21 protein-coding genes are annotated in these 22882 nt (G+C 38.3%); 20 read left to right on the top strand and 1 reads right to left on the bottom strand.

Annotated features, from left to right (window positions below):
- The first annotated feature begins 69 nt into the window (after positions 1 to 69).
- The 15 genes from ACLIBG_RS01810 to spoVM all read left to right on the top strand — a co-directional run bounded on the left by ACLIBG_RS01810 (position 70) and on the right by spoVM (position 16190).
- Positions 70 to 2739 (top strand): calcium-translocating P-type ATPase, SERCA-type, encoded by a 2670-nt coding sequence (locus ACLIBG_RS01810; protein ID WP_439310995.1) that lies wholly within the window; start codon positions 70 to 72, stop codon positions 2737 to 2739.
- Between the two features lie 104 nt (positions 2740 to 2843).
- Positions 2844 to 3722, top strand: coding sequence for a YicC/YloC family endoribonuclease (locus ACLIBG_RS01805; protein WP_439310994.1), 879 nt, complete (start codon positions 2844 to 2846; stop codon positions 3720 to 3722).
- A 96-nt stretch (positions 3723 to 3818) separates the two neighbouring features.
- A complete protein-coding gene (gene remA / locus ACLIBG_RS01800) occupies positions 3819 to 4079 on the top strand; it encodes an extracellular matrix/biofilm regulator RemA (protein WP_439310993.1) in 261 nt (86 codons plus the stop codon).
- A 15-nt stretch (positions 4080 to 4094) separates the two neighbouring features.
- The gene (gene gmk, locus ACLIBG_RS01795) at positions 4095 to 4730 is read left to right on the top strand and encodes a guanylate kinase (protein WP_439310992.1); all 636 of its coding nucleotides are present in this window, start codon (positions 4095 to 4097) and stop codon (positions 4728 to 4730) included.
- On the top strand, positions 4711 to 4908 hold the full coding sequence (rpoZ, locus tag ACLIBG_RS01790; protein ID WP_439310991.1) for a DNA-directed RNA polymerase subunit omega: 198 nt from the start codon (positions 4711 to 4713) through the stop codon (positions 4906 to 4908). Before gmk ends, rpoZ begins: the two co-directional genes overlap by 20 nt.
- Positions 4909 to 5097: 189 nt before the next feature.
- Complete coding sequence (coaBC, locus tag ACLIBG_RS01785) at positions 5098 to 6306, top strand: bifunctional phosphopantothenoylcysteine decarboxylase/phosphopantothenate--cysteine ligase CoaBC (RefSeq protein ID WP_439310990.1); 1209 nt, start codon at positions 5098 to 5100, stop codon at positions 6304 to 6306.
- The gene (gene priA, locus ACLIBG_RS01780; protein WP_439310989.1) at positions 6306 to 8723 is read left to right on the top strand and encodes a primosomal protein N'; all 2418 of its coding nucleotides are present in this window, start codon (positions 6306 to 6308) and stop codon (positions 8721 to 8723) included. Before coaBC ends, priA begins: the two co-directional genes overlap by 1 nt.
- Positions 8724 to 8737: 14 nt before the next feature.
- On the top strand, positions 8738 to 9676 hold the full coding sequence (gene fmt, locus ACLIBG_RS01775; protein ID WP_439310988.1) for a methionyl-tRNA formyltransferase: 939 nt from the start codon (positions 8738 to 8740) through the stop codon (positions 9674 to 9676).
- Complete coding sequence (gene rsmB, locus ACLIBG_RS01770) at positions 9677 to 11032, top strand: 16S rRNA (cytosine(967)-C(5))-methyltransferase RsmB (protein ID WP_439310987.1); 1356 nt, start codon at positions 9677 to 9679, stop codon at positions 11030 to 11032. It abuts the gene before it with no gap.
- Positions 11033 to 11114: 82 nt separating this feature from the next.
- Entirely contained in the window at positions 11115 to 11876 is a 762-nt protein-coding gene (locus ACLIBG_RS01765) for a Stp1/IreP family PP2C-type Ser/Thr phosphatase (RefSeq protein WP_439310986.1), read from the top strand.
- An 11-nt stretch (positions 11877 to 11887) separates the two neighbouring features.
- On the top strand, positions 11888 to 13849 hold the full coding sequence (pknB, locus tag ACLIBG_RS01760; protein ID WP_439310985.1) for a Stk1 family PASTA domain-containing Ser/Thr kinase: 1962 nt from the start codon (positions 11888 to 11890) through the stop codon (positions 13847 to 13849).
- Positions 13850 to 14734 carry a ribosome small subunit-dependent GTPase A gene (rsgA, locus tag ACLIBG_RS01755; RefSeq protein ID WP_439310984.1) on the top strand — a complete coding sequence of 295 codons (885 nt, stop codon included), beginning with the start codon at positions 13850 to 13852 and terminating at the stop codon, positions 14732 to 14734.
- The gene (gene rpe / locus ACLIBG_RS01750) at positions 14734 to 15396 is read left to right on the top strand and encodes a ribulose-phosphate 3-epimerase (RefSeq protein ID WP_439310983.1); all 663 of its coding nucleotides are present in this window, start codon (positions 14734 to 14736) and stop codon (positions 15394 to 15396) included. Before rsgA ends, rpe begins: the two co-directional genes overlap by 1 nt.
- A gap of 5 nt (positions 15397 to 15401) precedes the next feature.
- The gene (locus ACLIBG_RS01745) at positions 15402 to 16061 is read left to right on the top strand and encodes a thiamine diphosphokinase (RefSeq protein WP_439310982.1); all 660 of its coding nucleotides are present in this window, start codon (positions 15402 to 15404) and stop codon (positions 16059 to 16061) included.
- Between the two features lie 45 nt (positions 16062 to 16106).
- Complete coding sequence (gene spoVM, locus ACLIBG_RS01740) at positions 16107 to 16190, top strand: stage V sporulation protein SpoVM (RefSeq protein WP_439311078.1); 84 nt, start codon at positions 16107 to 16109, stop codon at positions 16188 to 16190.
- Between the two features lie 278 nt (positions 16191 to 16468).
- Here spoVM and rpmB read toward each other — a convergent pair whose 3' ends face one another.
- Positions 16469 to 16657, bottom strand: a complete 189-nt coding sequence (gene rpmB, locus ACLIBG_RS01735) for a 50S ribosomal protein L28 (RefSeq protein ID WP_439310981.1) — start codon at positions 16655 to 16657, stop codon at positions 16469 to 16471.
- A 306-nt stretch (positions 16658 to 16963) separates the two neighbouring features.
- On the opposite strand from rpmB, the gene ACLIBG_RS01730 reads away from it, so the two are divergent.
- The 5 genes from ACLIBG_RS01730 to plsX all read left to right on the top strand — a co-directional run bounded on the left by ACLIBG_RS01730 (position 16964) and on the right by plsX (position 22881).
- The gene (locus ACLIBG_RS01730) at positions 16964 to 17326 is read left to right on the top strand and encodes an Asp23/Gls24 family envelope stress response protein (protein ID WP_439310980.1); all 363 of its coding nucleotides are present in this window, start codon (positions 16964 to 16966) and stop codon (positions 17324 to 17326) included.
- Between the two features lie 31 nt (positions 17327 to 17357).
- Entirely contained in the window at positions 17358 to 19025 is a 1668-nt protein-coding gene (locus ACLIBG_RS01725) for a DAK2 domain-containing protein (protein ID WP_439310979.1), read from the top strand.
- Positions 19026 to 19185: 160 nt separating this feature from the next.
- On the top strand, positions 19186 to 21219 hold the full coding sequence (gene recG, locus ACLIBG_RS01720) for an ATP-dependent DNA helicase RecG (RefSeq protein WP_439310978.1): 2034 nt from the start codon (positions 19186 to 19188) through the stop codon (positions 21217 to 21219).
- Positions 21220 to 21301: 82 nt separating this feature from the next.
- Positions 21302 to 21862, top strand: a complete 561-nt coding sequence (gene fapR, locus ACLIBG_RS01715) for a transcription factor FapR (RefSeq protein ID WP_439310977.1) — start codon at positions 21302 to 21304, stop codon at positions 21860 to 21862.
- A gap of 17 nt (positions 21863 to 21879) precedes the next feature.
- Positions 21880 to 22881, top strand: coding sequence for a phosphate acyltransferase PlsX (gene plsX, locus ACLIBG_RS01710; protein ID WP_439310976.1), 1002 nt, complete (start codon positions 21880 to 21882; stop codon positions 22879 to 22881).
- Position 22882: the final 1 nt, after the last annotated feature.

The following is a 22882-nucleotide window of genomic DNA, read 5'->3' as shown; positions in this document are numbered from 1 at the left end:
AAGGGATGAACAACAAAAGGTAAAAATTACAATAGTATCTTACTGTAATCCATGTTGGAGGAATGCGATGTGAAATGGTATCAGCTTGACATTGAACGTGTTGAACAGAAATTGCATGTTGTAACAAATAAAGGATTAAATGATGCACAAGTAAGACAGCGTCAAAAGAAATTTGGGTATAATGAGTTGGATACTCAAAAGAAACAACCTCGTTGGCTGCTGTTTTTAAAGCAATTTCAGGATTTCATGGTTGTTGTATTGCTCGCAGCAACATTAATTGCAGGTATGCTGGGAGAATATGTTGATGCGATTGCTATTATGGTGATTGTATTGGTAAATGGGGTAATTGGATTTTTCCAAGAACAAAAGGCTGAAAAATCAATGGAAAAATTAAAAGAATTATCTGCCCCCATGATCCATGTTATACGAAATGGTGAATGGAAAAGATTGCCTTCCAAAGAAGCAGTTGTTGGGGATGTTGTTCGAATAAATAGCGGTGACCGAATAGCTGCAGATGTTCGGATTGTTCAAGCCAATTATTTGGAAACGGAAGAATCTGCACTAACCGGTGAATCTGTACCTGTTCCAAAGCATGCGACATCAATCCAGCGCGATAATTTGGCTGCACAGGATCAAGTTAATATGGGCTTTATGGGCACATTGGTGACAAAAGGTTCAGGTACCGGAATCGTCGTTGGTACTGGAATGAATACAATGATGGGTCAAATTGCATCACTAATGGCCAATACAAAGAAGTCACCTACCCCCCTGGAAAATAAACTCGCGGAACTTGGGAAAATTTTAATTGTCGCTGTATTGCTGCTAACAGCACTTGTCGTTGGAATAGGGGTTTATCAAGGACATCCTGTTTACAATATGTTTTTGGCAGGTGTTTCATTGGCCGTTGCTGCTATTCCAGAAGGTCTTCCGGCAATTGTTACGGTTGCACTCTCCCTTGGTGTGCAACGGATGATCAGGAGAAAAGCAATTGTAAGACAGCTTTCCGCAGTAGAGACGCTAGGCTGTGCTTCGGTAATTTGTTCAGATAAGACGGGAACGATTACGGAAAATCAAATGACGGTCAAAGAAATCTATTTGAATGGGAAAAACATTCATGTTACTGGCGAAGGTTATACGACACAAGGTGAATTTTATTTAAACAATAAATCATTGAATAAAAGTTATCCGAATTTAGAAACAATGTTGTTGTACGGTGAACTGTGCAACCATGCCTCTTTACAGGTAAAAAAAGGCAAGTACTCAGTAGACGGGGATCCAACTGATGGAGCATTGCTTGTGGCAAGCCGGAAGATCGGATTCACCCATGCAATTAAACAGCAATTTAAAATAATTAAGGAAATCCCCTTTGATTCTAATCGAAAACGAATGAGTGTTGTAGTAGAAGATGAAAATCATATGCGCTTTTTAATTACAAAAGGTGCACCAGAAATTATTTTACCGCGATGTGTATATGCATTAAACGAAGAAGGTAGAACACGATTAACAGATAAACGTCCCATTGAAGGTGCAGTAAAACGAATGGCGGAAAAGGCATATCGTACAATAGCGATTACAATGAAGCCAGTCTCCAAAGAGGAATCCCTCGATGCAGCTTTTTTGGAGAAAGATCTTACCTTTGTCGGACTATATGGGATGATGGACCCACCGAGAAAAGAAGTGAAATCTGCGATTAAGGAGTGTATGCAGGCAGGGATTAAAACAGTAATGATTACCGGTGATCATGAGGAAACAGCAAGAGCGATTGCCAGGCAGATTAATTTACTTCCGGAAAAAGGGCTCGTTCTGGCTGGGAATGATTTGAATGAAATGACCAGGCAGGAACTTGATCACGTGATTGATGATGTATATGTTTTTGCGCGTGTAACACCGGAGCATAAATTGAAAATTGTACAGTCATTACAAAGCAAAGGACATGTGGTAGCGATGACTGGTGACGGAGTAAATGATGCCCCTGCAATAAAAGCAAGTGATATTGGAATAAGTATGGGTATAAGCGGCACAGACGTTACAAAAGAAGCATCTTCCTTAATATTAATGGATGATAATTTTGCGACGATTAAGGCAGCTATTAAAGAGGGAAGAAATATTTACGACAATATCCGTAAATTTATTCGTTATCTATTGGCATCCAATGTTGGAGAAATACTCGTTATGTTGTTTGCAATGATTTTGGCCATGCCCCTTCCGCTAGTACCTGTACAAATCCTTTGGGTCAATCTCGTCACTGACGGTCTGCCAGCAATGGCTCTTGGGCTTGATAAACCGGAAGCTGACGTAATGGAACGCCGGCCGCGCAATCCAAAAGAAGGTGTTTTTGCGAGAGGGTTGGGAGTCAAAATTATAACCCGAGGTATTTTGATTGGAATCGTAGCATTAATTGCTTTTGTCGTTGCCTATAACGACAATCCCGATAATTTAGTGTATGGACAGACAATGGCATTTTCAACTCTTGTAATGGCGCAATTAATTCATGTTTTTGATTGCCGAAGTGAAAATGGGGTGTTTTCCCGTAATCCTTTTGAAAATATATATTTAGTGATGGCCGTTTTGTCCTCCTTAGTGTTGCTGCTGGTTGTCCTTTATTGGGAACCGTTGCAACCAGTATTTCATACAACAGCCATCAATGTGTGGGATTGGATTTTTATTCTTGCACTTGCTGCATTACCGACAGTAGTGTTTGGAAGGCCCATGAACAAAAAGCAACGAAAATCCAAATGATTCGTTTAATCAACACAGCTTTTCTCCAATTTGAGAAAAGCTGTATTATTTTGTAGAGATATTTTGTTATTAAAGGTATAATTATTTTTAATGGAGTGATTGGAATGGTAATGAGTATGACAGGATACGGATTTTCATCTGCATTCTTTGAACACTCGGCAATTACAGTAGAAATAAAAACTGTAAATAACCGCTATTTAGACTTTGCACCGAAAATGCCGCGTGCATTTTTATTTTTGGAATCGCGTATTAAAGAAACGATTATGCGCTATTTTCAAAGAGGGCGAGTTGAAGTATATATTGGAACAGACAGTAACTTTACTAAAAAGACAGTGCAAACGGATTGGGATCTGCTGGCACAGTATATGGAACAATTAGAAGAAGTAAAACACCGGTATGGATTAACCGACGATATTCCCATTGCATCGCTTCTATCAATTCCCGAAGTAATGACTATCAAAGAATCAGAAGAGCGATATGATATAGTGGAAGAAAGGATAATTGAATGTGTTGAGCAAGCATGCGAGCAAGTTATTACTACCAGAAAAAAAGAAGGTTTGTTTCTTTTAGAAGATATAAAAGCACAGGCCAATTCGATCAACAAAGAATGGGAACTACTTAAAGAACGACGTATATATGCAGCAGAAGCCTACCGACACCGTGTTAGGCAGCGAATCGATGACTATGCTGAAAATACGATTACAATGGACCAGACGTCTTTACTGCACGAAATTGCAGTTTTATCTGAAAAAGGAGATATTACTGAAGAAATGACGAGACTGTTCGGTCACTTGGAACATTTTTGGGAAATTATTGAAAGGGAAGAACCAATCGGAAGAAAGCTTGACTTTATTATGCAGGAAATGTTACGTGAAACGAACACGATTGGAGCCAAATCAACAGATACAAAAATAAGTCACTTAGTTGTTTCCATTAAGAGCAATATTGAAAAAATAAAAGAACAAATCCAAAATCTTGAGTAGATATTTGAATTTACTATGAAACATTCTCTATAATGTACATAATGAATGACGTATTACATTAATAATTATAGAAAGAAAAAATAAGGGGGAACCAGCTTGGGTTTACAATTAATCAATATAGGATTCGGAAATGTTGTTTCGGCAAATCGTATTATTTCAATCGTTTCACCAGAATCAGCACCGATCAAACGTATTATAACCGTAGCAAGAGACGATAATAAATTAGTCGATGCAACATATGGACGACGGACTAGGGCTGTTATCATAACTGACAGCGGACATGTTGTATTATCAGCCGTTCAGCCGGAAACAGTCGGACAACGCGTGATGAGTCATGAAGAAATATCGGATGAATAATTAGGAGGAAACAATTTGTTTGATGAGAAAGGAATTTTGTTCGTTCTTTCCGGCCCGTCCGGTGTTGGAAAAGGAACAGTGCGGCAGAAGTTGTTTGAACAAGATACAAATTTAAAATATTCCATTTCCATGACAACGAGACAGAAAAGACCTGGCGAGGTGGATGGAGTAGATTATTTCTATAAAACCGAGACGGAGTTTAAAAACTTAATCAAACAGAATCAATTGTTGGAATATGCACAATATGTCAATAATTATTACGGGACCCCCAGATCATATGTTGAGCAGCAGCTTGCCCAAGGAAATGATGTGTTTCTGGAAATTGAAGTACAAGGAGCGTTGCAAGTAAAAGATAATTTCCCTGATGGGGTATATATTTTTTTATTTCCACCTAGTCTAGATGAGTTAAAAAACCGCATTATTAATCGCGGTACGGAATCAAATACATTAGTACTGAACCGATTAAAAGAGGCTAAAAAAGAAATTGACATGATGAGTGCCTATGACTATGTCGTCGTTAACGACCAAGTCGATCGGGCGGTTACAAAAGTACAATCAATTATTCAAAGTGAACATTGCAAGCGGGCACGTATAGAAAAACAATATAAAAAAATAATGGAGGATGAACTAAATGCTGGAACCTTCGATTGATGCATTACAGGAGAAAATTAAATCAAAATATACACTGGTTACCTTATCGGCAAAGCGTGCAAGACAATTGCTTGAAGAAGATAATTTGTTAGTTGAAGATTCTTCTTCTTTGAAATTTGTTGGAAAGGCACTTGAGGAAGTTTTAGCTGGGAAATTGTATGTTGATGAAACTGAATAAGTAGAAGGAAAAAGTCAATTGCTTTATTAGACTTGCCTTTCTGTATAAAGTTAATAATTTTATAATTTCCAAACGTGTGGAAAAACCCTCGCCAGTTGTAGTTTTCGCGAGGGTTTTCTGTCGAGGGAACAAAAAAACGTAAATTAGTTAAACAAAATCTAGGTGCAGAGCCGGAAAGGGGCAAATGAAATGCTAGATAATAAAAATGTCGTTTTAGGAGTTACCGGTGGAATCGCTGCTTATAAAGCTTGTGATTTAACTAGTAAGCTTGTACAGCAAGGTGCTCATGTAAAAGTAATCATGACGAACAGTGCGATGGAATTCGTATCTCCCCTAACGTTCCAGGCATTATCGAGAAACCCGGTTTACACTGATACATTTGATGAAAAGGATCCTGAAAATATTGCACATATTGAACTTGCCGATTGGGCACATATTGTCATGATCGCACCAGCAACGGCTAACTTTATTGGTAAGCTTGCCAACGGTATTGGAAATGATATGCTTACAACCACATTACTGGCAACAAAAGCACCGATTTATATTGCACCAGCCATGAATGTGAATATGTATGACCATCCGGCAGTAAAACAAAATATGAATACACTGACCGAACGAGGGAATTATTTTATTGAACCACAGGCAGGTTATCTAGCTTGTGGCTGGATTGGCAAAGGCCGGCTAGAAGAACCGCAATCAATTATTGACTCTGTTTCAAAACATTTACAGCAGGCTTCTTTATTAGTAGGAAAAAAAATATTAATTTCTGCAGGCCCTACACGAGAGAAAGTGGATCCAGTCCGGTTCTTCACGAATCGTTCATCAGGGAAAATGGGATACGCATTTGCTGAAGCGGCTGCACAACTTGGAGCTGAGGTAACGTTAGTATCCGGCCCAGTTGATTTAGTGATACATCACCCAAACGTACAAAGAATCGATGTTACAACTGCGGAAGAAATGTATCAAGCGATGCATCACTATTTTCCGAAAACGGATATTGTTGTAAAAACAGCAGCGGTAGCTGATTATCGGCCAAAAAACGTATATGATGAAAAAATGAAAAAACAGCCAGGTGATATGCATTTAGAAATGATACGTACAAAAGATATACTGCAATCACTAGGAGAAGAAAAACAACATCAATTTCTTGCAGGCTTTGCTGCTGAGACCGAAAATCATATCGAAAGTGCGATAGGAAAACTAGAAAAAAAGAATTTGGATGCAATTATTGTTAATAATGTAAAAATGGATGGCGTCGGTTTTGCAGGTGACACGAATGCTGTAACTTACATTAACAAAACACTAGATCATACAGAAATCCCTTTAGCGTCAAAAAAGGATGTTGCCGAACAAGTGTTGAAGTTAATCGTACGTGATTTAAAACAAGGTGATGCTTGATGACCATTGCCAATGTAATTGTGGATGTTCCTGCAAGTCAGGTGAACCAAACATATGATTATTCCATACCACTAGAATACAGGGGCGTTTTAAAAGCAGGAATGCGTGTTGTCATTCCTTTTGGTCCGAGAAAAATTACCGGATTTGTCATCGGAACAACAGATCATTCCGACTATAAGAATTTAAAAGAAATTTTGGAAGTACTCGATTTAACTCCTGTTTTAACGCCGGAATTATTAAAGCTAGGGAAATGGCTTGCTGATGACACGATCAGTTTGTATATAACCGCATATCAAGCAATGCTTCCCCAAGCACTGAAATCCTCTTATAAAAAAGAAATCGTTCGACTAAAAGATTCTCGGTTATCCGATGAATTGGAACAGCTATTTGCGGGCAGAGATGTTCTTGATTATCACGAGTTGACGGATGCACCGGATGCAAATGATCAGTATCGCCATCTGCAACAAGCAATTCAGGATGGAGATATTTATATTAATTACCTCGTAAAATCGCGAGCTGCAAAAAAATATCTGACAATGATCAAGCCTGCAAAAGAAATGCACATTTTGGAAGAAGCATATGCGAATTTAGCAATCCAGGCAACAAAGCAAAAACAACTACTTTCGTTTTTTATCACTCATCCGGTCTCCATCGAACAAAGCCAGTTAATGAAAACATTGGATATATCCCAATCAGTTATCAAATCCCTTTTGGACAAGTCTTTACTTACGAAAGAAAAAAAGGAGGTTTACCGCAATCCGTATGAAGGCCGGGAATTTACAAAAACGGAGAAACTGTCACTGACCAAAGAGCAATCAATTGCTATTGCTCCAATAAAAGACAGTATAGCAAAAGATGAACACCATATTTTTTTGCTCCACGGTGTAACAGGTAGCGGTAAAACGGAAGTATATTTACAATCCATTGAAGATGTATTGAATAAAGGTAAGGAAGCAATTGTGCTTGTGCCGGAAATATCGTTAACCCCACAGATGGTAAAGCGATTCAAAGGAAGGTTTGGGTCAAATGTTGCTGTCATGCACAGCGCACTTTCACCGGGGGAAAAATATGATGAATGGCGGCGAATTCATAGAAAGGAAGTACAGGTCGTTGTAGGAGCGAGGTCTGCAATTTTTGCTCCTTTTGAAAACCTCGGTATCATTATTATGGATGAAGAACATGAAACTTCCTATAAACAGGAAGACAACCCACGCTACCATGCTCGGGATGTGGCGATAAAGCGTGCGGAAAGTCACCATTGCCCTATTGTTCTGGGCAGCGCGACGCCGACCTTGGAGTCGAATGCTCGGGCGCGAAAAGGTGTTTATAAATTGGTGACATTGTCCGAACGAACGAATCAACAAGAAATGCCACATGTGGAAGTGATCGATATGCGCCAAGAACTTCATGCGGGTAATCGCACGATGTTTTCACGAACACTTGTTGAGAAAATGAAGGAACGGATTAGTCATGGGGAACAAATTGTTTTATTGTTAAACCGGCGCGGCTATTCAACATTTGCACTTTGCCGTGATTGTGGTCATGTGCAAGAATGTCCTCATTGTGATATTGCGTTAACCTATCATAAAAATAACCATCAATTAAAATGCCACTATTGCGCTTATGAAGAGCCAATGCCATCATTATGCCCGAACTGCGAGAGTAATTTAATTCGTTTTTTTGGAACGGGAACACAACGTGTGGAAGAAGCACTCTCCAGCGTCATCCCAGAAGCAACAGTGATCCGCATGGATGTGGATACAACACGAAGAAAAGGATCGCATGAACGATTACTGAGTGATTTTGGTAACAAAAAAGGAAACATTCTACTTGGTACACAAATGATTGCCAAAGGGCTCGATTTTGAAAATGTTACGCTAGTTGGCGTGCTGACTGCTGATTCGATGCTTCATTTACCTGATTTTCGTTCTTCAGAAAAAACGTTTCAATTGCTTACTCAAGTAAGCGGTCGAGCCGGTAGGCATGAATTAGTGGGAGAAGTTGTTATTCAAACATATACACCAGATCACTATAGTGTTCAACTTGCAAGTCAATATGATTATGATACATTTTACTTTAAGGAAATGGCGACAAGAAAGCTGTTCCGATATCCGCCATACGTATTTTTGACATTAATCACAATCGCGCAGGAGAATAAAGTTTATGTAATACAGACTGCACAGGAAATTGCAAAATTATTGATGAAACACATACAAAAAGATACAGTTATTTTAGGGCCAACCCCTTCACCGATAGCTCGTATAAAAGATAAATATCGCTATCAGCTTATGATTAAGTATCGAAATGAACCTAGATTAAAAGCCTTTATTAAAAAAATTATGGAACATTATGCAGAAGAGATTCGGAAAAATGATTTGCAAATTACAGTTGATGTACAACCGTATCAACTGATGTAGGAAGGAATGGAGAAATGAAAAGAATTATTTTTATGGGAACACCTGATTTTTCCGTCCCCGTTTTACAAACACTTATCCGTTCTGAATATGAAATTGTGCTTGTCGTTACTCAACCAGATCGGCCAAAGGGTAGAAAAAGAACGCTAACACCACCACCGGTAAAAGTAGAGGCAGAAAAACATGGTCTTCCTGTTTTTCAGCCAGAACGGTTAAAAGACAATTATGAAAAAATAAAAGCTTTGGATGCTGACCTCATAGTAACCGCGGCGTATGGTCAGTTATTGCCAAGTGCATTGCTTGAGGCCCCAACATTTGGTTGTATTAATGTTCACGCTTCTTTGCTCCCAGAATTACGTGGAGGTGCCCCAATTCATTATGCAATTTTAGAGGGGAAAACAGAAACAGGCATTACAATTATGTATATGGCAGAAAAATTAGATGCAGGGGATATATTAACACAAGAAAAGGTAATAATTGAGAAGACAGACGATGTATCTTCACTACATGATAAACTTGCAAAAATCGGTGCGGCTTTACTGGATAAAACGATTCCTTTATTATTTTCCAATCAATTAACCCCGGTGAAGCAAGATGAGGCAAAAGTGACTTTTGCTCCAAATATTACGCGTGAAAAAGAAAAAATAGACTGGACACAAAGCAATGAGGACATATATAACCATATAAGAGGCTTGCGACCATGGCCAGTTGCGTTTACAACCTTTCAGGGAAAACGTCTGAAATTATGGCAAGGCGAGCCCTCTGAGGCAACCTATCCGCAAAAAAGGCCTGGAGAAATCGTTGAAATTATTGATAAACAAGCTTTTGTTGTCGTCTGCGGAGATAATAAAGGAATACGGCTAACGGAAATACAGCCGGAAGGAAAAAGTAAGATGACAGCTGCAGAATTTATAAACGGCGACTATATTCATATAGGAATGGTTTTGGGTGATTAAATGAGTAATTATCATTTGAGAAAAAGTATACTGGACTTGCTTTTAAGAATGGAAGAAGGTGGTGGCTACAGCCATCTTTTGATTAGTAACGAAATTAAAAATAAACAGATCGCTACAAAGGATGAAGGTCTATTTACGGAGATTGTTTACGGTACGATGGAGAGAAAGTTAACTTTGGATTTTTATCTGGAACCATTTGTCCAAAAAAATAAAAAGTTAGAACCTTGGGTGCGGATGCTTTTAAGAATGTCTGTTTATCAAATTGTCTATTTGGATAAAGTGCCTGATTATGCAGTGATTAATGAATCAGTTGAAATTGCCAAACAACGCGGGCACAAAGGTGTCGCATCACTGGTAAATGGTGTGTTGCGCAGTCTGCAGCGTAAAGGCGTGTCGGATCCTGCAACAATAACTGATAAGGTGAAGCGACTTTCCATCGAAACTAGCCACCCGGAATGGCTTGTTAATCGCTGGATTCAGTATTATGGTTTTGATACAACAAAGAATATGTGTGAAGCAAATTTGCAGCATAAACCGACTGCCGTGCGAGTTCAGCAGCTAAGGATTTCCCGGGATCAAGCAATGGAAACGTTAAGAAACGAAGGTTATCAAATAAAACCTTCCATACTATCAAATCATGGTATAATAATTGAACGAGGAAATATATTAAAATCACAATTGTTTATGGATGGTTTGTTAACAATTCAGGATCAAGCTTCCATGCTTGTTGCCGAGATGCTTGATGTAAAACCAGGGATGAACGTGCTTGATGCATGCAGTGCACCGGGCGGTAAAGCAACTCATGCAGCTGAAATAATGGAGAACGAGGGAACGATCCAAGCGTATGATTTACATAAGAATAAATTGAAGCTCATCAAAGAACGAGCAGCAAAACTTGAATTAACCATTATTAACGTAAAACAAGGTGACGCCAGACAGTTACAATCGATTCATGATAAAGAAAGTTTTGATCGTATTATTGTAGACGCGCCTTGTTCGGGATTAGGTGTTATTCAGGGGAAACCGGATGTAAAGTATAATAAAAGTGAACAGGATATTGCTCGTCTAGCAATCATACAACTGGAAATATTAGAAGCTGTCGCTCCATTACTAAAAAAAGATGGACGATTAATTTATAGTACCTGTACAGTTGATCGGGAGGAAAATGAACAAATAGTGAAGCGTTTTTTAAAGCGATATATTACTTTTGAAGTAGATAATGCTTTTTTTAATCATCTTCCTGATACATTGAAAAATACAGAAGGACAGAGTGAATATGGATTGCAACTCTTCCCGCAAACATTTCAGTCAGACGGTTTTTTTCTTACCCGTCTTAAGTATAAACACGACTGCTGAAGTATTATAAAATTTTTATAAATGATTGAGTAGTTCGCTTATCTAATGGTTTAGAAGTTTCGGATATTAAAGGGGTGAAAAGATGCAGGGGCAATTTTTAACGGATCGCGGAAGAGTTCGGAAGCATAACGAAGATGCGGGCGGTATTTTTTATAATAGAACCAAACAAATTATCGCTACAATTGCAGATGGGATGGGCGGTCATCAGGCGGGTGATGTAGCTAGCAAGATGGCTATTTCCATGATTCAGGAGCAATGGGGTAAAGTTGAGGAAATAACTTCCGCCGGACTGGCCGAAGAATGGCTACAAAATATGGTTAAAGAAATAAATCATGCCATTTTTGATTGTGCCGCTCAAAAAAAAGAATATGAAGGAATGGGCACTACAATTGTTATCGCTATTTGTACTGATGAATTTATTACAATTGCCCATATTGGGGACAGCCGCTGTTATCTTTTTAACGAACATGGTTTTAATCAAATTACCGAAGATCATTCCCTTGTAAATGAATTGATACGTGCAGGACAGCTCTCGAAAGATGATGCGGAAGTACATCCGCGTAAAAATGTATTAATGAAAGCGCTTGGAACAGAAGAGATTGTTGATGCTGATATTCAAACAATTAGCTGGGAAGAAGAAAATAAAGTGTTGTTATGTTCAGATGGATTGTCAAATAAAATAGATGATGAAGAATTGTGCCAGTTCATTCTTTCAGGGGAAAATATGGAACAAGTCGGGAAGAGCATGATCGATATGGCAAATGAAAGAGGTGGAGAAGATAATATATCATTAGCTATTATCGTTCGACAGCCTGCACAGGAAGCAGGTGAACCTTCATGTTAGAAGGCCACCTGTTGAGTGAAAGGTATCGAATAAAAGCCAAAATAGGCGGAGGCGGGATGGCCAACGTTTATTTAGCCAGGGACATCATTTTGGACCGAGATGTGGCTATAAAAGCTCTTCGTCTAGAGTATGCTAATGATGAAGAGTTCATCCAGCGGTTTGACCGAGAGGCGCAGGCAGCGACAAGTTTGTCCCACCCTAATATAGTGAACATATATGATGTCGGCGAAGAGGATCATATATTGTATATGGTGATGGAATATGTCGATGGCCTAACGTTAAAGGAATACATTCAACGCTTCGGAGCAATTGATGTAGAAGAAGCAATTGATATTATGAAACAAATAACGGCCGCAATTGCCCATGCGCATGCGAATGATCTTGTGCACCGTGATATTAAACCGCAAAATATATTAATGGATTCTTTTGGAAACGTTAAAGTAACCGATTTTGGGATTGCGGTTGCGTTAAGTGCTACCTCTCTTACGCAAACAAATGCCATTTTAGGTTCTGTGCATTATTTATCACCTGAGCAAGCAAGGGGTGGTATCGCAACGAAAAAATCGGATATTTATTCGCTCGGAATTGTATTGTTTGAACTGCTTACAGGAAGGCTACCTTTTTCAGGACAATCTCCGATATCGATTGCCTTAAAACATTTGCAAAATGATACGCCTTCTGTTCGACAGGTCAATCCCAATATACCTCAAAGCATCGAAAATATTGTTTTGAAAGCAACGACGAAAGACCCTTTTCATCGTTTTAACAATGTATATGAAATGGAGAATGCGTTAGTTACAGCACTTGATCCAATCCGTATGAACGAAGAAGTTTTTACCCCTCCTGTGGAAGAAGGAGAAGAAACAAAAGCAATACCTATCATTACGAATCAATCTTTGCAGACAGACGAACAACAGGATACTATTATTCAGCAAAATGATGACACAAAAAAAGTGCCGGATGCAAATAAAACAAATAATAAACCAAAAAAGAAAAAACGAAAAAGGAAAAAATGGCTTATTATGCTTGCAGCACTATTAGTATTATTGATTGTTGCCATTTCTATACTAATCATGACAACTCCAAAAGATGTGACAATACCGGATGTTGTGGAAATGGAATACGAAGAAGCCGTTGCTGAACTGAGTAAATTAAAGCTAAAAACAGAACAAGAATCCATTTTTTCTGAAGAACTGGAAGAAGGGCTCGTCGTGAAATCGAATCCCCAAGCTGGACGAACAGTGAAAGAAGGGGCCACGGTTACTTTGTTTGTAAGCGAAGGAGAAGAAACCGTTACTTTTGAAGACTATACTGGACAAGACTTTAAACAAGTAGAACGCATGCTTTCAGACGAAGGTTTTGAAGTAATAGATTACGACAAGTATTCTGATGAACCAATAGGAACGATTATTTCGCAAATTGAACCCGTTGCCGGTAAAGAGGTAGTACCAAGGGATACGAAGGCTATTTTTGAGGTAAGTGCTGGGCCGGAGCTAATACAATTAAATAATCTAAAAGGATTAAGTGAAAGTGAAGCTAAAGATTATTTAACGAGTCATGGGCTGAAAATGACTAAGCATGAGGAAAACTCGGAGGATGTACCAAAAGGACAAGTAATCAGGCACTCTCCTGATGCTAATGCGCAGTTGAAAGAAGGTACCTCTGTTGATGTTTATATTTCAAGTGGGCCTGAGAAAAAACCGCCTGTATCACATACTGTTTCCTTCACCGTCCCATATGATGGTCAAACAGATGAGGAATCCGGTACTGAAAAAGTGCCACAGACGGTAATTATTTACATTGGTGACATGAATAATCAAGTAACAGAAGTTTATAAAGAAGATGAAATTACGAATGATAAAGATTATTCGATTACGTTAACGATAGAACAGAATAAAAAGGCAGAATATAAGGTTATACGGGATGATGAAGTATTTCTTCATGATACTGTATCCTATGAAGAGGGTGAATAAATGCAGGAAGGAAGAATAGTCCGAGCGCTGAGTGGCTTTTATGATGTTAAAAGTGAAGGTCAAATTTTCACATGTAGAGGTAGAGGAGTATTTCGAAAGCAAAAGATTACTCCTCTTGTCGGCGATTTTGTGCACTTTGATCAAACGAATGAGCAGGAAGGTTATATTATTAAGATCGAGCCAAGAACGAATGAACTTATCCGGCCTCCTATTGCTAATATTACCCAAGCAATCATCGTCACCTCTGTAGTGGAACCGGACTTTAGTACAATTCTTTTGGACCGTTTTCTTGTCCTGATTGAAGCGAAGCAGTTAAAGCCTATTATTCTAATTTCGAAAAAAGATTTAGCAAATGAAGATCAATTGAACCGAGTTAAAGAGTATATAAATATTTACGAAAAAATTGGTTATACGGTTAAGCTTGTATCGACGAAGGAGAGAGAGAATCTTTCCATACTGCAAGAAATTTTATTAGACCAAGTGACTGTATTTGCGGGTCAATCTGGTGTTGGAAAATCATCGCTGCTGAATGCATTAAAACCGTCATTATTAATAAAAACAGGCGAAATATCCAAAAGTCTTGGAAGAGGGAAACATACAACTCGCCATGTCGAATTAGTGGAGATTAATGGAGGACTTGTAGCTGATACACCAGGTTTTAGTTCATTGGATTTTAAAGAGGTGGAAGCAAATGAACTAGGTATGTGTTTTCCCGAAATTGAAACTAGAGCACCAATGTGCCAATTTAGAGGCTGTCTGCACGATAAAGAGCCAAAATGTGCAGTAAAGCAAGCTGTCGAAGATGAGGGAATAAGTAATGAACGTTATAAGCACTATATAAACTTTTTAAAAGAAATACAATCAAGAAAGCCGAGGTATTCATAATGACTAAAATTGCCCCATCGATTCTTTCAGCTGATTTTTCCAGGCTGGGAGAGGAAATAAAAGAAGTGGAAAGGGCTGGAGCTGACTATATCCATATTGATGTAATGGATGGTCATTTTGTACCAAATATAACGATTGGTCCACTTATTGTAGAAGCTGTTAAACCGGTAACGAGTTTACCACTGGATGTTCATTTAATGATAGAAAATCCCGATCGGTACATTTCAATGTTTGCTGATGCAGGGGCTTCCATTATTTCAGTCCATCAAGAAACATGTCCTCATTTGCACCGGACTGTTCAGTTAATTAAAAGCCATGACGTAAAAGCAGGAATTGTAATTAATCCTGCTACACCTGTACATTTGATTAAGGAAGTATTATTTGCCGCTGATCTAGTTTTAGTAATGACTGTAAACCCTGGATTTGGTGGACAATCGTTTATAAAGGAAACCATTCATAAAATAAAAGAGCTTAGCCATTTGAGAAAAGAGAATGATTACTCATATGAAATACAAGTTGATGGCGGTGTTAACGAAAAAACGGCTAAGGTTTGTACGGAAGCCGGTGCAGACGTGCTCGTTGCGGGCAGCGCGATTTTCAATCAACCCAATCGCGAACAAGCACTTCGTAAAATCTTAGCAGCAACTAAAAACATGGAGTAGATGGTATGGTAAATATCGGTGTAGTTGGCAATGGCCCGGAACAATTATTGCCTAATATTGATTTATATTTAAATAAAGTCGACGTATGGATTGGGGCAGATCGTGGAGCATTAACGTTGGTGGAAAACGGCATAAACGCCGATTATGCAATAGGTGACTTCGATTCCATTAACGAACAGGAAAAACAGCAAATAAAAAAAGCAGTTGCTGATTTTTGTTTATATCCGGTGGAAAAAGATAAAACGGATTTGGAACTCGCTATTGACCAGGCTATGAACTTAAAGCCGAAAAATATTTATTTGTTCGGTGTAACTGGCGGGCGAATCGATCATGAACTTATTAATATACAATTGCTTTACTTCTTGGTAAACAAAGGTGTAAGAGGCATTATTGTTGATAAATTTAATGAACTCGAATTAACTTTTCCGGGCGAGCATACGGTTGTACAGAGCGAAATGTATCCAAATGTATCATTTGTGCCATTTTCATCATCTGTAGAAGGCTTGACATTAACTGATTTTTATTACCCATTAGAGAATAAAAACATTTCCTGGGGCTCTACCCGCTGCATTTCAAATAAGCTTCTTGCAAAAAGTGGTACTTTTTATTATGAAGCAGGCATATTATTGGTAATAAAGAGTCGTGATGCAGGTTTTTCCTTATAAGCGATTCCAATACTGTGCTGTTTGTATGCAGAGGAGGGGGAACTCATGAAATTTTATACGATAAAACTCCCAAGATTTATTGGCGGATTTGTACGTGTAGTGATCGGTGTTTTTAAAAAGGAAAAATAAATGCACGTAATTCATAGTGGACTCATGATCGTTATTATTCTTTTTGCTTATCCGTATGTCCCGATAATATAAAAGGCACCCCAAAGTAAAGGGTGCTTTTTATATTTGGATTCCATCATCATCCAATGACGTCTATTTCTGCGGTGCAGTTATGTGCTGCATGTATGGCAAATTAAATTCCAAAATGACATGGTCAAAGCATGATTTATTCGTATATAAGACTGTTCTTATTTACAAATGAAGACCAAAGTCACATCCGTCTTTGGTCTACAAAAAGTTTATACGCGTTCGATATTTCCTTTTTTAAGCGCTCGAGCAGAAACATAAACACGCTTCGGCTTACCGTCAACCATAATTCTAACTTTTTGAACATTTGCTTTCCATTTACGTTTATTGGAATTCATAGCGTGTGAACGATGGTTTCCAGTTCCAGTTTTGCGTCCAGTAATAACACATTTTCTAGCCATGTAAATCCCTCCTAATCCAACATGTGTCAATATAATACTTATATAATTTATCATACGTATACACAGATTGCAATAACTTCTGCAGTGAAAGGAAAGAAATATTGATATGAAGTGTATTATATGGTCTGTATTAATGATATAATATGACTGCTTTTAAAAATGAAATGTATATAGTAAAATGTTTGTTAAGCAAAGATCAGAAGAAATCAAAAGCATTCACTAATTGTTGGTGTCTTATTAATTGGCAAAATTTTTACGATTACAATATAGTTCGACAACCATTTCTTGAATAAAAGGAGGATATTTATGTCCATTGAACTTTATACAGAAGACGGCCGAGTAACTATTACGAATGAAGTAATTGCTACTATTGCCGGCGGAGCAGCTGTAGAATGCTACGGTATTGTAGGAATGGCTTCTAAAAGTCAAATAAAGGATGGTATTGCCGAAATACTAAGAAAAGAAAATTTTTCACGCGGGATTATCGTAAGACAGGAAGAAACAACACTTCATATTGATATGTACATTATCGTAAGCTATGGCACCAGAATTTCTGAAGTAGCTCATAACGTTCAAACTCAAGTGAAGTACACGCTGAAGCAATCGCTCGGGTTAACAATTGATTCTGTTAACATTTATGTTCAAGGAGTCCGAGTAGAAAATGATTAACTATTTATGTTGACAATGAGGAGGAAGTATAGTGACAAAACGTATGTTGGATGGGCAGGAGTTAATACAAATGATATTATTAGGTGCTCATCATTTATCAAATAATTCAAAGAAAATAGATGCATTAAACGTATTCCCCGTGCCTGATGGTGATACAGGTACAAATATGAACTTATCGATGACATCCGGTGTGAATGAAGTAAAAAAGGCGGATAGCAACAATGTCGCTGACGTTTCCCAAGCTTTCAGTAAAGGATTATTGATGGGTGCACGAGGGAATTCAGGAGTTATTTTGTCACAGATTTTTCGTGGATTTGCTAAAGGGCTGGAAGGAAAGAAGGCTGTTAATGCAAAAGAGTTTGCAGACGCATTTGAGTCCGGCGTGAAAACAGCATATAAAGCGGTTATGAAACCTGTAGAGGGAACGATACTGACGGTTGCAAAGGATGCAGCTAGTACAGCCTCCAAAGTGGCCAAGACCGAAACAGATCTTGTTCAGTTAATGGATAAGATAGTAATGGAAGCAAAAGAATCATTAAAACGGACACCTGAGCTTCTACCGGTATTAAAAGAAGTAGGGGTCGTTGATTCTGGTGGACAAGGCCTAGTAACGATATATGAAGGATTTCTAGCTGTTTTAAAAGGCGAGGAATTACCAAAAGAAGCGATGGATACAGTCGAAATGGAAAGTCTCGTTCAGGCAGAGCATCATAAAGTAGCACAGGACTTTATGGAGACAGCTGATATTACGTATGGGTATTGTACAGAATTTATGGTTAAATTTGAAGAAGAAAAAATAGATAATAATCCTTTTAATGAGAATCAGTTTCGAAATGAATTAAGTGAACATGGCGATTCTTTATTAGTTGTGTCAGATGAAGAAGTAGTAAAGGTTCATATACATACTGAATATCCCGGAAATGTCATGACACTTGGACAGCGCTATGGAAGTTTAATTAATATGGACATTGAAAATATGCGTGAACAGCACACGTCAATTGTAGGAGATAACCATAAAAAAGCGCAAGCGCCGGTAGAGAAAGCAAATTATGGGATTGTGACAATTGCTCTAGGATCAGGCATTAAAGAATTGTTTGAAAGTATTGGTGCAACCATCGTACTCGAGGGTGGTCAGACAATGAATCCGAGCACGCAAGATATCGCGGATGCCATTAAAGACGCTCATGCTGAAAACGTCATTGTTTTACCGAACAATAAAAATATCGTTATGGCAGCCGAACAAGCAGTCGATCTAGCTGAAACGAACGCTGTAGTTGTACCTACGCAGTCGATTCCTCAAGGCATTAGTGCACTATTAGCCTTTCATCCGGATCTGAATATTTCTGATAATAAGGAGGAAATGGAAGCCGCCGGAAAATTAGTAAAAACGGGACAAGTCACATACGCAATTCGGGATACAAAAATCGGCGATATTACGATTGAAAATGGGAATTTTATGGGAATAGCTGATTCGGAAATTAAAGCATCTGATCCGGACAGAATGGAAACAATGAAATTATTGCTACAAGACATGATTGGTGAAGAAGATGAGATACTAACCGTTTTATATGGAGAAGATGTGACAGCAGAAGAATTAGAATTACTGAAAAAATATGTGGAAGAAACTTTTGAAGAGATTGAAATAGAAATTCATCATGGCAATCAACCAATATATTCCTATATTTTATCAGTTGAATAAGTATAAAAGCGGTGGTCTGGCGATCATTGCTTTTTTATTTTCGATGGATCATTACTTTATTTGCTTTTATTTATTTGGTGCCATGGTTTTTGTTCTGCGAATTTCCTTATGCTACACTAAATGAAAGCAAACATTGTTGAAGAAGAGAGAGTGACGCAAAGTGTTAGATGCTCCTGTCCACACGTTAACCGGTGTAGGTGAAAAGTTTAGTGAAGAACTAGAAGCGATAAATATATATACAATTGATGATTTGCTGTTTTATTTCCCATCTCGTTATGATACATATGAAATAAAGCCACTTCGTGAATTGATTCATGATGATCAAGTAACTATCGCAGGGAAAGTCATTCATGCTCCTTCTCTTCAATTTTATGGAAAAAGAAAATCACGACTCACGTTCATGGTTGAAGTTGAAAAAGTGGCTATTAAGGCAGTAATGTTTAATCGAAGTTTTGCGAAAAAGCACATAAATCAGGGAGATACAGTTACGTTAAGCGGTAAGTGGGATATGAACCGGCTGCAAATAACGATAAATTACTATCGTAAAGGATTACCAAAAAGTGATGAAGCGATTCAATCGGTGTACTCCCTAAAGGGAAAGATTACAAACAAACGGTTAAGAAAAGTAATACAAACAGCTTTGCAGCAATATGTAGATCAAGTTAAAGAAATTATTCCGACTCACTATTTACAAGCATACAAATTACCAAACCGAAAAAGCGCTTTAAAATCAATGCACATGCCTGAAAACAAACGTATGTTGAAGCATGCCAGAAGAAGGTTTACATATGAAGAATTTTTAATTTTCCAATTGAAAATGCAATTATTAAGAAAAATAAACCGGGAAGCATCAACTGGAAATGCACACTACTACGACGAAAAAAGGTTAAATGTATTTATTCAGCGCTTGCCTTTTACGTTAACAAACGCTCAGAAAAATGCATTAGAGCAAATTTTGGATGATATGATTTCCCCTTTACGTATGAATCGATTACTGCAAGGTGATGTGGGATCAGGAAAGACAGCTGTTGCTGCCATATGCCTTTATGCGGCTGTTACGGCTAAAAAGCAGGGTGCCTTAATGGTTCCGACAGAAATTTTGGCCGAACAGCATTTTCATTCACTTACAGAAACGTTTGGTGAAAGTACTAATATTGTTTTATTGACAGGCTCAATAAAAGGAAAGAAAAGAAAAGAAATTGTAACAGCTATTAAAAATCATGAAATCGATATAGTAATTGGAACGCATGCATTAATACAGGATGATGTCATTTTTGCTGATCTTGGTTTTGTCATTGTAGACGAGCAGCATCGCTTTGGTGTAGAGCAACGACGCGTATTGCGAAATAAAGGGTTGTATCCGGATGTGTTATTTATGACAGCAACACCAATTCCACGAACATTGGCAATTACTGCTTTTGGGGATATGGATGTGTCAGTCATTGACGAAATGCCTTCCGGAAGAAAAAAGATTGAAACGTATTGGACAAAAGAAAATACGTTGGAGCGGGTGCTGGAGTTTATAAAAAGACAGATACTACAAGGGGAACAGGCTTATGTTGTTTGTCCGCTTATTGAAGAATCAGACAAAATGGATATTCAAAATGCTGTTGAATTATATGAAAAGCTCCAAGCCTATTATTCTTCTACTATAAAAATAGGTTTAATGCACGGTCGATTACCAACCGCAGAAAAAGAACGGATAATGGAGCAATTTATGCATAACGAAGTTCACATACTTGTTTCGACGACTGTCATTGAAGTTGGCGTAAATGTGCCGAATGCGACGATTATGGTTGTTTATGATGCTGAACGGTTTGGACTGTCACAACTGCACCAATTACGTGGAAGAGTGGGGAGAGGCAACAAACAAAGCTATTGCATTCTAATTGCTGATCCTAAAGGTGAAATTGGTAAAGAAAGAATGAAGATTATGACGGAAACAGCTAATGGTTTTGAGTTGGCCGAACAGGACTTGCAATTACGAGGTCCGGGAGATTTCTTTGGGAAAAAGCAAAGTGGACTGCCGGAATTTAAAGTTGCGGATATGATCCATGATTATCGTGCGCTCGAAGTAGCTCGAAAAGATGCAGAAGAAATTATAAGCAATAACTTGCTGGAAGCAAACGAAGAATTTATCCCACTGTTAAATTTGCTTAGAAATGACCCAGCTATTTTTGAAAAGCTTGATTAAAAAATACTTGCATATCGAAATTTACTCATATATATTACTATTAGTACCTAGTCATAACATAAACTTTTGGATGGTGCGTGCGTTGAAAAGAACGAAACAAGAACGTCAACAACTATTACAAGAAACCATTGAACAAACCCCTTTTATAACAGATGATGACTTGGCCAAAAAATTTAATGTAAGTATCCAGACGATCCGATTAGACCGAATGGAGCTTTCAATTCCTGAGTTACGGGCGCGGATTCGTTCTGTAGCTTCTAATCATTGGAATGAAACGGTAAGAGCATTGACGATTGATGATGTTATCGGTGAAATTATTGATCTGGAGTTGGATAAACGAGCAATCTCCATCATGATGATCAAATCGGAACACGTATTTTCTCGAAATAAAATTGCGCGGGGACATCATCTGTTTGCACAGGCGAATTCACTTGCTGTAGCCGTTATCAATGATGAATTGGCCCTTACTGCCAAAGTAGACATCAAATTTACGCGGCAAGTGAAAGAATCGGAACAGGTTGTTGCCAAAGCAGTTGTTGAAGGGAAAACGGATAAAGGATTAACGAAAGTGCGTGTGAATAGTTTTGTTCAGCACGAACTCGTATTTACCGGACTATTTCAAATGTACCGATCTACCGAATGAAAAGGAGAAGTGTTCAAATGAGAATTGCAATTGATGCAATGGGAGGAGATCATGCACCAAAGGAAGTTGTACGAGGTGCAATGGATGCCATTTCTCAATTTAACGATATAAAGATTACACTGATCGGCGATGAAAAACAAATCAAGTCCTATTTAACCAATGATAACAATATAACGATTATTCATACGGATGAGCGAATTACTGCAGAGGACGAACCGGTTCGCGCGGTACGTCGCAAAAAAAATGCTTCCCTCGTCATAATGGCGAGAGAAGTAAAAGAAAACCGTGCGGACGCATGTATTTCAGCCGGAAATACAGGAGCATTAATGAGTGCAGGTTTATTTGTAGTTGGCAGAACGCCAGGTATTGATCGCCCAGCACTCAGTCCAACATTACCGACAATTGACGGTACAGGATTTTTATTACTCGATGTTGGCGCTAATGTGGATGCGAATGCGCATCACCTGGTGCAATATGCCGTCATGGGCTCAATTTATACAGAAAAAGTTCGGTCTATCCCTAATCCGACTGTAGGCTTATTAAACGTAGGGACAGAAGATGGGAAAGGGAACCAACTGACAAAAAAAGCATTTATTCAATTAAACAATGCACCAATTAATTTTATCGGCAATGTAGAGGCGAGAGATTTATTAAATGGTGCAGCTGATGTTGTGGTAACTGATGGATTCAGCGGTAATATTACACTGAAAACAATCGAAGGAACAGCAATGAACGTTTTTTCACTCTTAAAAAAGACATTTATGCATTCAGTAAAAACAAAAATTGCAGCTAGTCTTGTAAAAAATGATTTAATCGGGTTAAAAAATCAATTAGATTACTCAGAATATGGAGGAGCCGGCCTGTTTGGATTATCGGCACCGGTCATTAAAGCGCATGGATCTTCGAAACGAAGAGCGATTCAGAATGCGATTAAACAAGCACGACATATGGTTGAATTTAAAGTGACTGAAACAATTGAATCGACTATAGCGACAATGGACGTGGACAAGGAGGAGTAAA

Origin of the sequence: Virgibacillus sp. W0181 (assembly GCF_051846915.1) — a bacterium.
Classification (GTDB): Bacteria; Bacillota; Bacilli; order Bacillales; family Amphibacillaceae; genus JBPYCR01.
Note: the sequence above shows the minus strand (reverse complement) of the source record. Positions and strands in the feature narration are given on the sequence as shown.

Bases quoted from the DNA above. Each gene is read 5' to 3' on its own strand.
- ACLIBG_RS01805 (WP_439310994.1), top strand. From the start codon at position 2,844: ATGGTAATGAGTATGACAGGATACGGATTTTCATCTGCATTCTTTGAA.
- rpoZ (WP_439310991.1), top strand. From the start codon at position 4,711: ATGCTGGAACCTTCGATTGATGCATTACAGGAGAAAATTAAATCAAAA.
- coaBC (WP_439310990.1), top strand. From the start codon at position 5,098: ATGCTAGATAATAAAAATGTCGTTTTAGGAGTTACCGGTGGAATCGCT.
- priA (WP_439310989.1), top strand. From the start codon at position 6,306: ATGACCATTGCCAATGTAATTGTGGATGTTCCTGCAAGTCAGGTGAAC.
- fmt (WP_439310988.1), top strand. From the start codon at position 8,738: ATGAAAAGAATTATTTTTATGGGAACACCTGATTTTTCCGTCCCCGTT.
- rsmB (WP_439310987.1), top strand. From the start codon at position 9,677: ATGAGTAATTATCATTTGAGAAAAAGTATACTGGACTTGCTTTTAAGA.
- ACLIBG_RS01765 (WP_439310986.1), top strand. From the start codon at position 11,115: ATGCAGGGGCAATTTTTAACGGATCGCGGAAGAGTTCGGAAGCATAAC.
- rsgA (WP_439310984.1), top strand. From the start codon at position 13,850: ATGCAGGAAGGAAGAATAGTCCGAGCGCTGAGTGGCTTTTATGATGTT.
- rpe (WP_439310983.1), top strand. From the start codon at position 14,734: ATGACTAAAATTGCCCCATCGATTCTTTCAGCTGATTTTTCCAGGCTG.
- ACLIBG_RS01745 (WP_439310982.1), top strand. From the start codon at position 15,402: ATGGTAAATATCGGTGTAGTTGGCAATGGCCCGGAACAATTATTGCCT.
- spoVM (WP_439311078.1), top strand. From the start codon at position 16,107: ATGAAATTTTATACGATAAAACTCCCAAGATTTATTGGCGGATTTGTA.
- rpmB (WP_439310981.1), bottom strand. From the start codon at position 16,657: ATGGCTAGAAAATGTGTTATTACTGGACGCAAAACTGGAACTGGAAAC.
- ACLIBG_RS01730 (WP_439310980.1), top strand. From the start codon at position 16,964: ATGTCCATTGAACTTTATACAGAAGACGGCCGAGTAACTATTACGAAT.
- plsX (WP_439310976.1), top strand. From the start codon at position 21,880: ATGAGAATTGCAATTGATGCAATGGGAGGAGATCATGCACCAAAGGAA.